Below are 12,820 nucleotides of genomic sequence, written 5' to 3'. Positions count from 1 at the left end.
CTTATCTGTACTTTTACTGCCTCATGAAAGCGACTTTTAGTACAAATGAAAAACTTAAAAGGAAAAAGGAAATAGAGCTCCTTTTTTCTGAAGGCAAATCAATTGCTAAATATCCTATTCGACTTATTTATAGAAAATCTATTTCAGAAAAAAACTTACCAATTCAAGCAGCTGTTTCCGTTAGTAAACGAAATTTTAAAAAAGCAGTGGATCGTAATCGTATTAAACGTTTATTAAGAGAAAATTATAGAAAAAATAAGTATCTTGTAGGCAAGAACACTACCCATCACTTTACTTTTATGTTTTTATATACCGGCAATAAAATGCCGGATTCTATAATTGTTGAATCTAAAATAAAAGAAATATTACAAAAGTTCAGTAGTAAAGAAATTGAAAACCAATAATTTTCAACCTATTATTACTAGTAATAAAGATCATAATATGAAAAAGAAAATTCTTTATCCTACTCTTGCACTTGTTATACTACTATCAACAGTAAGTTTTAAATCTGATTTTTTCGAAATTGCTAAACAGATTGAAATTTTCACTACCATGTTTAAAGAATTAAACATGAATTATGTGGATGAAACAAATCCTGCAGAACTTATGGATACTGCGATTAAGGCGATGTTAGACGATCTTGATCCATATACTAAATATTGGAATGAACAAGATGTGGAAGCTTCTAAAATTAGAAATGCTGGAGAATATACTGGAATTGGAGCTTCTGTAAAAACGGTAAAGGACAAAATAATTATTGTAGAACCCTATAAAGATTATCCTGCTGATAAAGCTGGTCTTAAAGCCGGAGATGAAATCATTAAGATCGGTGATGTCGTTGTGTCAGATTTCGAAGAAGATGCAGGAGAGCTTCTTAAAGGCGCTAGCGGAACCGAGGTGGAAATTACATACAAAAGACAAAATCAAACAAAAAACACAATCCTAAGCCGCGAAGAAATCGAAGTAAAAGCAGTTCCATTTTCTACTTTACTTGATGATAATACAGGATATATTGTTTTATCAAAATTTAATAACAAAGCATCATTAGAAACTATAGCTGCATTAAAAGACCTAAAAGCAAAAGGTGCTAATAAAATAATTCTAGATCTTAGAGGTAATCCAGGAGGATTACTTAGTGAAGCCATTAATGTTACCAACATATTTGTTCCAAAAGGAGAATTAATTACAACTACTAAATCCGTTGTAAAGAAATATAATAAAGAGTATTTCACTAAAAAAACACCTATTGACACCGATATTCCTTTAGTAGTTTTAGTAAACGGTAGAAGTGCCTCTGCTAGCGAAATTGTTGCAGGAAGCATACAGGATTTAGATAGAGGAGTTGTTATAGGTGCAAGAAGTTTTGGAAAAGGATTAGTACAACGTCCTAAAAAATTAACTTATGGTACACAGTTAAAAATAACAATATCACGTTATTACACACCAAGTGGAAGGTGTATACAAGCTTTAGATTATTGGAATCGTGATGAAAACAACAAGGCTGTAAGAATTAATGAACAAGATTTTAAAGCGTTTAAAACAAAAAACGGAAGGACTGTATACGATGGTGGTGGTATTCAACCAGACATAGAAATGGAAACATCCAAGTTTAGTAATATTACAACATCATTACTTCAGTCAGATGCTATATTTGATTATGGAACAAAATATTACTATAACCATCAAAATATAGATGTTAGCAATTTTAAATTCACAGATAAAGATTACGAAGATTTTAAAAATTTTGTCAAAAAAAGTGGATTTAATTATGAAACAGATACAGAAAAATCGCTTAGAAAATCATTACAAGTTGCTAAAAAAGAAAAATTAGATACCGATATCTCTGAAAGTTATAATGCATTACTTGCAACTATAAAAACTTCTAAAGAAAAAGGATTAGATATTTATAAAACTGAAATAAAAAACTTGCTTACAGATGAAATTGTAAAACGTTATACATATCGAGAAGGTTTATATGATTATTATATTACACATAATCCTGAGATTAAAAAAAGTAAGGAAATTTTAGGAAATAAAACAAAATATGATAAAATATTAGAATAAATAAAGTTCTATTTTAAAACAAGAAACCAGTCTTAAGACTGGTTTTTTTTATGATTTTACCATAGCAATATGAGGAATACCATCTTCTAAATACTCTTCTCCTATTTGTTTAAAATTATGCTTTTCATAAAAATTTTTAAGATAACATTGAGCAGATATCTTAATCTCCTCTTTACTATATTGGTCTTTTATTGTTACTATACTTTGTTTTATCAGATCGTGACCATAACCATATTTTCTTTCCGTCTCTGATACTACAACCCTGCCAATACTTGCTTTTTCAAAATAATCACCAGCGTCAAAAATCCTAGTATATGCAATAATATTATTATTTTTATAACCAATAACATGAAGCGCTTTTTGATCTTTATTATCAATATCTTGATAAACACAATCTTGTTCTACAACAAAAACCTCAGCACGTAAGCGCAAAACCTTATATAATTCAGATAAAGAAAGTTCATTAAAACTTTTTACTTGAAACAAAATATCACTCATAGAAAAAGTTTTAACACATAGATATTTTTTCTACTCTATTTTGATGTCTACCTCCTTCAAATTCGGTTCCTAAAAATGTTTTCACCATTTCTATAGCTTGCGGTAATGATGTAAATCTAGCTGGAATACTTATAACATTTGCATTGTTATGCAATCGTGTTAATTCTGTTATTTCTTTAGTCCAACATAAACCAGCACGTACATTTTTGTACTTATTAGCTGTCATAGAAACACCGTTTCCACTACCACATATTAATATTCCAAAATCTACCGTGCTATCATTCACATCTTTTGCAACGGGATGAACAAAATCTGGGTAATCTACACTGCTATTTTCATCAGTACCATAATTTATAACCTCTATACCTTGAGATTCTAAATAAGTTATTATTTCAAATTTATACTCGGTCCCTGCGTGATCATTTCCGATAGCTATTTTCACAACTTTTAAGTTTTAAATTATTTATAGATTTTTTCAGATTACTTATTAATGACAAAGATAATTCAAAGAAAAAAAGTAAAGTTCAAAAAATCAATAAATTACCTTAATGTTACCTCAATGTTAATAACTCCTTATAGTGTGTTAACATTAGATGTGGATAAATAGTTCCTAAAATTGAGAAACTTTTTTTGGTTCTTTTAATTATTATTAGAATACAAGGTTAGTTATCACAAATCAAAATTTATTAGCATCTTTTTCTTGCGAAGTTTTTAAACATTAATTCATTGTTATTAACTATGGTTTTTCCGTAAAAATATTAATAAAAACATGTGTTTATAAACTATGAACAGCTGTTAATTAAAATCTAGTTTTATAAGATTCTCAACAACTTAACCATTTCATATGTTGTTAATATAGTTTTGAAAAATTAAACTAACTTAATAAGCAACTAAAATTTACAAAAGTTATACCGCTATCAACACTACATAATAATCACTATTTTATTTTTTAAATTTAAAGAAAAAAAAAGTATTATATATAATATATGTTGAAAACTACTTTAAAATAGAATTTATGATTCTTAGATAATTCTTAGATGAGAATTAGAATTAAGATCATCTATTATTTCTTGAACTCTTATTTTATCTTTAGAATGAATTTTTAGATTGATTCCTCCTAATGCATTGGAGTAAAATGGAAAAACTCCTATCATTGTTTCATTCTCAAAAAAATAAGAAATTCCTTCTCTTTCCAAAAGAAGTCGTAATATTGCATAATCGTTTGGATAAGTAAAGGTGGCAATTGTAATAAAATCTTTCATAGAAATAATCCAGGTAATAGATTATCTAAATATACAAATTATCTAAAAAAACAATTAGTTGATTTGTGTAGCTTCCTTATCAGAATGTATACCTCCATTGATTTCTGATTTTTCGTCGGTATCTGTTTTTTGATCCATTGTATTTCCTATATAAACCGTAGAATAATATATACCCACTAAAAATATTAGTAAGAATAGGAATATAATCTTATGAATTTTTTTGATTTTATATGTCATATACTTAACCCCAAACGAATAAATAACAATCTTGGTATATTAAAATTAAGTAAATTTTAAGAAAAATAACAAGATTTGTTGATATTAATTATTTGTAATCTATTGATTTACAGATAATATATTTTTTTAACTATAAACAATAACAAAATTCAATATTTAATAAAAGTTTATATAGAAAACAAGATATGTTAAAAGATAAGCTGTAATTTTATATGATATTATTTAAAAGACATTAATGAAAAGAAAAAGAAGAAGAGGAAAAAAGTCTCCTAAAATAGAAAATATTACCAGAGGAATACTAAAAATACTTAAAGCAGAACCTACTAAAACATTTAATTATAAACAGATTGCAGCTAAATTTGGGGTAGATGACCCTAGTAGTCGTAATCAAATTATTAAAAAGTTAGTACAACTTGCAGCAAAAAAAGAAATAGAGGAAATTGATCGAGGTAAATTTAAAATTGTACCCAATATTAATACGTATTCTGGAGTATTAGAAATTACATCAAAAGGAACTGGATATGTGATAGTGGAAGATTTAGAAGATGATATTTTTATTCCAAATAATAACCTTAATAAAGCTCTTAATGGTGATGAGGTAGAAGTGTATGTTTACAAAAGAAAAAGAAGAGGTAAGAGTGAAGGAGAAATTTCTAGAATAATTTCTAGAAAGAAAGATGAATTTGTTGGCGTTATAGAGATACAGAAAAATTATGCATTTGTAAATATGCAAGATGGTAAAATGTATACGGATATTTTTATTCCAAAGAATAAAATAAAAAATGCCGAAAATGGAGATAAAGTATTGGTTAAATTAGAGGATTGGCCAGAAAAAGCAGATTCTCCATTTGGTAAAGTAATAAAAGTTCTAGGTAAGCCTGGAGAACATAATACAGAAATTCATTCAATTTTAGCGCAATACGGATTACCGTATGAGTTCCCAGAAGAAGTAGAAACTTTTGCTAATGATTTAGATACTTCAATTCAGGATGCTGAGATTGAAAAGCGTAGGGATATGCGTAAAATATTAACGTTTACAATTGATCCTAAAGATGCGAAAGATTTTGATGATGCATTATCGTTTGAAGTTTTAGAAAACGGTAATTATGAAATAGGAATACATATTGCAGATGTATCGCATTACGTAAAACCAGGAACGATTTTAGATGATGAAGCTTATGAAAGAGCAACATCTGTTTATTTAGTGGATAGGGTAGTGCCTATGTTACCAGAAGTTTTATCTAATAATGCTTGTTCCTTAAGACCACATGAAGAGAAGTATACATTTTCTGCTGTTTTTGAATTAAACGATAAAGCAGAAATTAAAAATCAATGGTTCGGAAGAACTGTTACTTATTCAGATGCACGTTTTGCTTACGAAGAGGCTCAGCATATCATAGAAACCAATGATAATGTTATACCAAAAGATATTTCTTTAACTGGAAAAGAATATAAAGCAGATCAAAAAATAGCAGAAGCAGTATTAAAAATGGATGAGTTAGCTAAAATAATGCGTGCTAAACGAATGGGACAAGGAGCTATTTCCTTTGATAAAGTAGAAGTAAAGTTTAACTTAAATGAAGAAAACAATCCCGTGGGAGTGTTTTTTAAGACTTCTAAGGACGCTAATAAGCTTATTGAAGAGTTTATGTTACTTGCTAATAAGAAGGTCGCAGAATACATCGGAAAACAAAATCCAAAGAAAACTTTCGTATATAGAGTCCATGATGAACCTAATGACGAAAAACTTGCTGCATTGCAGAATGTAATTGGTCGCTTTGGTTATAAATTAGATTTAAGAGATCGTAAGACTACTACAAGTTCATTAAATGGTTTATTAAAGGATGTTCAAGGAAAAAAAGAACAAAATCTAGTAGATACATTAGCAATACGAAGTATGAGTAAGGCGGAGTATACAACTCATAATATTGGACATTATGGATTAGCTTTTGATTATTATTCTCATTTTACTTCACCAATAAGACGTTATCCTGATGTTATGGCACATCGTTTGTTACAACATTATTTAGATAGTGGAAAATCAGCTTCAGAAGAGGAATATGAAGAACGATGTAATCATAGTAGCTCTATGGAAAATTTAGCTGCAAGTGCAGAAAGAGATTCTATAAAATATATGCAGATTAAATTCATGAAAGATCATGAAAATGAAGAATTTCTTGGAGTAATTTCTGGTGTAACTGAATGGGGTATTTATGTAGAAATTATTAGCAATAAATGTGAAGGAATGATTAGACTAAAGGATATGAATGATGATCATTATATATTTGATCAAGATGAATATGCTGTAGTTGGTCAAAATTCTAAAAAAACTTATCAATTAGGCGATGAAGTATATGTGAAAGTGAAAAATGCAGATCTTGTAAAAAGGCATTTGGATTTTACATTATTAGGAAGTAAACAAGAAATAGAATAAAGAATAATAGTAATCGTTAATCAAAATATAAATCACACATTTATCAATTTTAAATTTATTTAGGAAATGAAAAAAGTAATATTTCTTTCGTTATTATTTGTGGTATCCTTATTAAACGCACAAAAGGTTATAACAAAAAATGTTGGAGATTTTAATGAACTTAAAGTCTTTGATAAAATAGAAGTGAAACTCATTAAGGGATCTGAAAATAAAGTAGAAGTTTCAGGAATTAGTAGAAAAGAAGTGGATGTTGTTATTAAGGATAACGTACTTAAAATTAAGATGTCTTTAAGTAATACTTGGGATAATAATGATACAAAGGTTATTGTTTATTATACTGATATCAAGAAGTTAGATGTAAATGAAGGGGCAAAAATAATGGTTAAAGAAGTACTTATTGGCGGTGAATTAGATTTACGAGCTCAAGAGGGTGGTGATATATATGCAGAGATTGAAGCAGAAAAATTATTAGCACGAGCTGTAAGTGGTGGTGGATTGCATTTAGAAGGAAAAGTAGATGAACAAGAAGTTACCGTAAAAGCAGGAGGACAATTTATTGCAGAAGATTTAAAAACTAGAAGCACACAGGTTAAAATTAGTGCTGGTGGAAGAGCAAATGTAAATGCTAGTGATTATGTAAAAGCAAATACAGCTGCAGGAGGTACGATTAGAATTTATGGAAATCCAAAAGAAGTGGATGGAAAAAAAGTTTTTGGTGGTAAGATTATAGAGGTAAACTAAGTAGTATTTTCTAACTTTGTAAGAAATACGCTTACATTTTATGTTTCAAGACGCTCAAGCAGCTATATTTTTAGGATTTATATTAGCCTTTTTAATTGGGCCAGTATTCTTTGTATTACTAGAAACCGCGGCTATAAAAGGATTTAGAGCAGCTTTAGCAGTCGATCTAGGAGTGATATTTGCTGATATTGTTTTTATTTTAATAGCATATTTTAGTACGAATCAGATTTTAGAAAAAATAAAAGATGATCCTGCTTTGTTTGTTTTTGGAGGCATGTTATTAGCTACCTATGGTGCAATATCATTTATTAAGGAAAGAAAAAATTACAATAAACTTAGGGATACTTCAGTTGAGATTATAAATAAGCACAATTATTTTGTGCTTTTTTTTAAAGGATTTTTATTGAATTTCATAAATATTGGAGTTTTAGGTTTTTGGATTGGAATTATTGTGGTTGCAGGACCTCAGATGGATATGAATACCAATAGGATTTTTATCTTTTTTGCTATGGTTTTAGGGACATATTTATTTATAGATGTGCTTAAAATGTTGTTAGCAAAACGTTTAAAAAGAAAATTAACACCTAAACGTACTTATTTAATAAAAAGAACTATTAGTATTATTATGGTTGTTTTTGGAGTTTTTCTTATCATAAAAGGGGTTTTGCCAGAAACTATGGAAAAAAGAATTCAAGATAAGATTGAAAAAATTAAACCGGAATCCGGTTTTTAATAAAAAAAGTCCTGTAATTTTTACAGGACTTTTTTTTGAGGTGTCGAGCGGATTCGAACCGCTGTAGATGGTGTTGCAGACCACTGCCTAGCCACTCGGCCACGACACCCTTTTCATCTTCGAGGGCAAATGTAAAAAAATTTATGGTTACTTCAGATTTATTTATCTTTTTTTACTCCTAGTAATTGTAACCATTTGTACATTACCGCCTATAGGTGGGTTAATTTTAGAAACATCAACCGTCGCTTTATTCACTAAAGGTAACTCTTTTAATATACGAGTTAAAATTCGTTCTGCAGCATGTTCTAATAGTTTAGAACGAATAGCCATTTCTTCTTTTACAATGTGATTAAGATGCACATAATCAACAGTATCAGAAAGATTATCTGATTTAGCAGATGTATTTAAATTAGCTTTAATTTTTAAATCAACTCTATAATCAGAACCAATTTTTTTTTCTTCAACCAGACATCCGTGATATGCATATATCTTGATGTTTTTAAGCGTAATTAAACCCACAAATTTTTTTTTCAAAGGTAATAGAATCTTTGAAAAGAATTTACAGGAAAATAACCCTTTTATGTATTCATAGTGTAACATTGAAATAGATATGAAACAATTGTTGTGTATCATTAGAAATATTAGGTAGTTTTGTATTTTATTTTTATCCAATGACAGAAGAAAAAAAATCACTCAATTTTTTAGAACATATTGTAGAAGAAGATTTAGCGAATGGAATGAATCCAAAGGATTTACGCTTTCGTTTTCCTCCAGAACCTAATGGATATCTACATATTGGTCACACTAAAGCTATAGGAATTAGTTTTGGTTTAGGTTTGACTTATGATGCGCCTGTAAATCTTCGTTTTGATGATACAAATCCAGCAAAAGAAGAACAAGAGTATGTAGATGCTATTAAAAAGGATATTTCTTGGTTAGGATATCAATGGGATAAAGAATGTTATTCTTCTGATTATTTTCAGCAATTATATGATTGGACTATAATGTTGATTAAAGAGGGAAAAGCATATGTGGATAGCCAATCTTCGGAGAAAATTGCTGAACAGAAAGGAACTACCACAGAACCTGGTATTAATAGCCCTTTTAGAGATAGATCAGTAGAAGAAAATTTGGACTTATTTAACAGAATGAAAGCAGGTGAATTTGATGAAGGAGCACATGTAGTTAGAGCCAAAATTGATATGGAGGATCCTAATATGTTGATGCGTGATCCATTGATGTATAGAATATTAAAGAAGTCTCATCATAGAACGGGTGATGAGTGGTGTATATATCCTATGTATGATTGGACTCATGGAGAAAGTGATTATATTGAAAATATATCACATTCATTGTGTTCTTTAGAATTTAAGCCACATAGAAAACTGTATGATTGGTTTTTGGATCAAATTTATGATAATGAGACTATAAGACCAAAACAGAGGGAATTTGCGCGACTTAATTTGAGTTATACAATAATGAGTAAACGTAAGTTGTTACGACTTGTTAATGATGGTATAGTAAAAGGTTGGGATGATCCAAGAATGCCTACTATTTCTGGTTTAAGAAGAAGGGGATATACTCCTGCTTCTATTAGGAAGTTTGTAGAAACTGTAGGTGTAGCTAAAAGAGAAAATGTTATAGATGTTTCTTTATTAGAATTTTGTGTAAGAGAAGATCTTAATAAAACAGCTCCTAGAGTAATGGCGGTGTTGGATCCAGTAAAATTAGTAATTACTAATTATCCTGATAATGAAGAAGAATGGTTAGAAGCGGAGAATAATCCTGAAGATGAAAGAGCAGGTTCTAGAGAAATTCCTTTTTCAAAAGAATTATATATAGAAAGAGAAGATTTTAAGGAAGAAGCTGGTCGAAAATATTTTAGATTGACATTAGGAAAAGAAGTTCGTTTAAAAAATGCATTTATAATTAAAGGTGAAAGTGTTATTAAAGATGATGAAGGAAATGTCATAGAAATTCAATGTACATATGATCCTAAAAGTAAGTCGGGTAGTGGTACGGAGGAATCAAAGCGTAATGTTAAGGGAACATTGCATTGGGTATCTATAAAACACGCTATTAAAGCAGAGATTAGGTTATATGATCGTTTGTTTAATGATGAAGCTCCAGATAGTCATAAGGAAAAGGATTTTATGGATTTTATTAATCCTAGTTCTTTAAATGTTATTACGGGTTACGTAGAACCAAGTCTTAAAGAGGTCGATCTACTAGAACAATTTCAATTTCAAAGGTTAGGTTATTTTAATGTAGACCCAGATAGTAAATCGGATTCTTTAGTTTTTAATAAAACTGTAGGTCTTAGGGATACTTGGGCTAAAGTTAAACCTGTTTCGAATAAACAAGCGAATAATGGCAACAAACCACAACCTAATAAGCAACGAGAAGTACTTGCAATAGATGAAATTAAGAGAGCAGGGAAGAAGTATACTAATTTACCTGAAGAGAAGAGAGAAGCGCTTAAAATAAAAATTTTAGAAGCTGCGAAAAAAGTAGAAATAGACGAATTGGTTTCACTTTATGCTACTGCCGCTAAAAAGATAGGTACTCGTATTGTAGTAACTTTGGCATTAGGTGTTGTTCTAGAAACTAAAAATATAAATCCAGATAAAGAAGCTATGGATTTTCTATTAAAAGGAAAAGAAGATGCTAATGAACTTTTAAGTAAAGAAGCACAAATTTTAGCTAGTAAATATAATATTAGATAGAAGTATATATTATTAAATAAAAAAAGAGATGAATATAATGTTCATCTCTTTTTTTATCTAGTAATCAGCAGCTATATGCTCATCTTGAGGTATTTCAATTTCTGTTTCGAAATTTTTAAATATTTTTTTTGTTTCCTCATCATCAAGTAGTTTATTAGATTCTATAAAGTACCATTTCTCTTTCTTTTTGTCATAAAAACCGAATAAAGAACTTTTTAATGTGACATCGCGTCCGTTAAAATCCATTTTTATAGTATTCTTAACTAGACATCGATATTCTTTTTTTTCTTTTTTTATTTCTGATACGCCATTAACTTTTGAACTAACAATTTTAATCTTTTGAGCAGTCATTGTTCTAAATACTTGTTCAATATCATTTTTTAATTGCTCTTCACCATATTTTTTAAAAATTTTTGGATGTGTGTAGTCTAAAAGAGTATTTACATCTTTTTTAAGAGAAGCTTCAGAAATAGCTTTTGCATCTCGGATTGCTTGTTTTTTTAATGTATTAACATTTTGGGAAAAAACGCTTCCCGAAATCAAAAGAAGTATAAATAGGTAATTTTTCATTTTTATTTGTTGTAAAAACTATTTTTTTGTTATATCAGAAAAAACTATACTATTAATTTTTATATAGTTTTTCCCTATTAAAAATGGGTTTATATTAAAGACTGTAAGGGAAAATAAAAGTTGCATAATATATTCTTATCGCTTTACTATTAAAATGCTCTTAAAACCGTCCAATTCAATTTTTAGCAAAATTAGTGATTTGTGAACATAGATTTTTATTAAACCTGTAAAAAATAAAACCCGATCGTAATATGTGATCGGGTTTTGTTATTTTATAAGATAATTCTATGCATCGGGTTTTTTTCCACCGATACCTTTTTTTGCATTTTGTTTCTTCATTTCTTCACCTATTTGGTTTGAGGCAGTAAATGAGGCAATCATATTATTTAACATATCGCTTCCGGCTTGTGGGGAATTAGGCAATAATATTAAATTACTATTGGTTTCTTCTCCTATAGATTGTAGTGTGTCATAGTGCTGTGTTACTACAATAAGAGCAGAGGCTTCTTGAGAATTAATACCCACGTTATTTAGAACATCAACACTTTCTTCTAAACCTCTAGCAATTTCTCTCCTTTGATCAGCAATACCTTGACCTTGTAATCTCTTACTCTCTGCTTCAGCACGAGCTTTAGCTACTATTTTTATACGTTCCGCTTCCGCTTCATATTCGGCTGCAACTTTTTCACGTTCTGCAGCGTTAATTCTATTCATAGCTTCTTTTACTTGAAGATCTGGATCTATATCAGTAACTAATGTTTTGATAATATCATAACCATAGTTTACCATAGCTTCATTAAGCTCTTGTTTTACTGCAATGGCAATATCATCTTTTCTTTCAAATACATCATCTAATTTCATTTTAGGAACTTCGGCACGAACTACATCAAATACATATGAAGTAATTTGATCATGCGGGTTTTCTAATTTATAAAATGCATCATATACTTTAGCTTTAATTACCTGGAACTGTACTGATATTTTTAAACGAACAAAAACATCATCTTTAGTTTTCGTTTCTACTAGAACATCTAATTGTTGAATTTTTAGATTTATTCTACCAGAGATTCGATCAAAAATTGGAATTTTGAAATGTAGTCCAGAGTTTCTAATGCTCAAAAATTTACCAAAGCGTTCTACGACAGCTGAGGTCTGTTGTTTTACGGTGAATATTCCTGATATAAGAATTATAAAACCGAATATCACTAACGGTATTAGATATAGTCCCATTGTTTTTTATATTAAAAGTTAATAGTTGAAATGAAGTTACTAATTAATTGTAAATCATTTTATATTATTTTGCTATAGTTATCATTGCAGTGGACATGCCTGAACTACTAGAAGTTCCGAAAGCGACTGAGATAATTTCCCATCCTTCCTGCGAAGCTTTATTTAGAGTGTCTTCAGCTTGCTTGCGTAGTTTTTCGGTTGACCATAAATTTGATAATTTAAGAACTTTATATTGCTTTCCCATAGTTGACATTATTTAGAATGTTTATTATATAAGTATATGTTTATTGTAAATTGTTACAACTAACAAGAGAAAGACCCTTTT

At 29.2% G+C, this 12,820-nt stretch carries 14 protein-coding genes and 1 tRNA gene; 6 read left to right on the top strand and 9 right to left on the bottom strand.

Annotated features, from left to right (window positions below; all coding sequences use genetic code 11):
• Positions 1–23 precede the first annotated feature (23 nt).
• Together rnpA and NMK29_RS21045 are read left to right on the top strand one after the other, a co-directional pair.
• On the top strand, positions 24–404 hold the full coding sequence (gene rnpA, locus NMK29_RS21050; protein ID WP_108804619.1) for a ribonuclease P protein component: 381 nt from the start codon (positions 24–26) through the stop codon (positions 402–404).
• Positions 405–441: 37 nt separating this feature from the next.
• Positions 442–2,064, top strand: coding sequence for a S41 family peptidase (locus tag NMK29_RS21045; RefSeq protein ID WP_108805454.1), 1,623 nt, complete (start codon positions 442–444; stop codon positions 2,062–2,064).
• A gap of 48 nt (positions 2,065–2,112) precedes the next feature.
• On the opposite strand, the gene NMK29_RS21040 is transcribed toward NMK29_RS21045, so the two are convergent.
• The 4 genes from NMK29_RS21040 to NMK29_RS23830 form a co-directional block, all read right to left on the bottom strand.
• The gene (locus NMK29_RS21040; RefSeq protein WP_369863171.1) at positions 2,113–2,562 is read right to left on the bottom strand and encodes a GNAT family N-acetyltransferase; all 450 of its coding nucleotides are present in this window, start codon (positions 2,560–2,562) and stop codon (positions 2,113–2,115) included.
• A gap of 10 nt (positions 2,563–2,572) precedes the next feature.
• A complete protein-coding gene (gene rpiB, locus NMK29_RS21035) occupies positions 2,573–3,004 on the bottom strand; it encodes a ribose 5-phosphate isomerase B (RefSeq protein WP_108804618.1) in 432 nt (143 codons plus the stop codon).
• A 580-nt stretch (positions 3,005–3,584) separates the two neighbouring features.
• Positions 3,585–3,824, bottom strand: a complete 240-nt coding sequence (locus NMK29_RS21030) for a hypothetical protein (RefSeq protein WP_027394514.1) — start codon at positions 3,822–3,824, stop codon at positions 3,585–3,587.
• Positions 3,825–3,878: 54 nt separating this feature from the next.
• Positions 3,879–4,001, bottom strand: a complete 123-nt coding sequence (locus NMK29_RS23830) for a hypothetical protein (RefSeq protein WP_255420143.1) — start codon at positions 3,999–4,001, stop codon at positions 3,879–3,881.
• Between the two features lie 295 nt (positions 4,002–4,296).
• Between NMK29_RS23830 and rnr the strand changes: the two genes are divergently transcribed.
• From rnr to NMK29_RS21015, 3 genes are all read left to right on the top strand, one after another.
• Entirely contained in the window at positions 4,297–6,495 is a 2,199-nt protein-coding gene (rnr, locus tag NMK29_RS21025) for a ribonuclease R (RefSeq protein WP_108804617.1), read from the top strand.
• Between the two features lie 66 nt (positions 6,496–6,561).
• Entirely contained in the window at positions 6,562–7,236 is a 675-nt protein-coding gene (locus tag NMK29_RS21020; RefSeq protein WP_108804616.1) for a head GIN domain-containing protein, read from the top strand.
• A 40-nt stretch (positions 7,237–7,276) separates the two neighbouring features.
• Complete coding sequence (locus NMK29_RS21015; protein ID WP_027394510.1) at positions 7,277–7,969, top strand: LysE family translocator; 693 nt, start codon at positions 7,277–7,279, stop codon at positions 7,967–7,969.
• 38 nt (positions 7,970–8,007) lie between these two features.
• On the opposite strand, the gene NMK29_RS21010 is transcribed toward NMK29_RS21015, so the two are convergent.
• Together NMK29_RS21010 and folB are read right to left on the bottom strand one after the other, a co-directional pair.
• A tRNA-Cys gene (locus tag NMK29_RS21010) sits at positions 8,008–8,078 on the bottom strand.
• Positions 8,079–8,131: 53 nt separating this feature from the next.
• On the bottom strand, positions 8,132–8,488 hold the full coding sequence (folB, locus tag NMK29_RS21005; RefSeq protein ID WP_027394509.1) for a dihydroneopterin aldolase: 357 nt from the start codon (positions 8,486–8,488) through the stop codon (positions 8,132–8,134).
• A gap of 152 nt (positions 8,489–8,640) precedes the next feature.
• On the opposite strand from folB, the gene NMK29_RS21000 reads away from it, so the two are divergent.
• The gene (locus tag NMK29_RS21000; RefSeq protein WP_254097289.1) at positions 8,641–10,695 is read left to right on the top strand and encodes a glutamine--tRNA ligase/YqeY domain fusion protein; all 2,055 of its coding nucleotides are present in this window, start codon (positions 8,641–8,643) and stop codon (positions 10,693–10,695) included.
• 57 nt (positions 10,696–10,752) lie between these two features.
• Here the strand turns inward: NMK29_RS21000 and NMK29_RS20995 are convergent, their stop codons facing one another.
• The 3 genes from NMK29_RS20995 to NMK29_RS20985 form a co-directional block, all read right to left on the bottom strand.
• Positions 10,753–11,265, bottom strand: a complete 513-nt coding sequence (locus NMK29_RS20995) for a hypothetical protein (protein ID WP_108804614.1) — start codon at positions 11,263–11,265, stop codon at positions 10,753–10,755.
• Between the two features lie 285 nt (positions 11,266–11,550).
• On the bottom strand, positions 11,551–12,495 hold the full coding sequence (locus NMK29_RS20990; protein ID WP_108804613.1) for an SPFH domain-containing protein: 945 nt from the start codon (positions 12,493–12,495) through the stop codon (positions 11,551–11,553).
• Positions 12,496–12,559: 64 nt separating this feature from the next.
• Entirely contained in the window at positions 12,560–12,739 is a 180-nt protein-coding gene (locus NMK29_RS20985) for a DUF4177 domain-containing protein (RefSeq protein ID WP_027394505.1), read from the bottom strand.
• Between the last annotated feature and the right edge of the window lie 81 nt (positions 12,740–12,820).

It is taken from the genome of Aquimarina sp. Aq107, from assembly GCF_943733665.1.
GTDB lineage: Bacteria > Bacteroidota > Bacteroidia > Flavobacteriales > Flavobacteriaceae > Aquimarina.
This window is presented reverse-complemented; position numbering and strand designations above follow the sequence as displayed.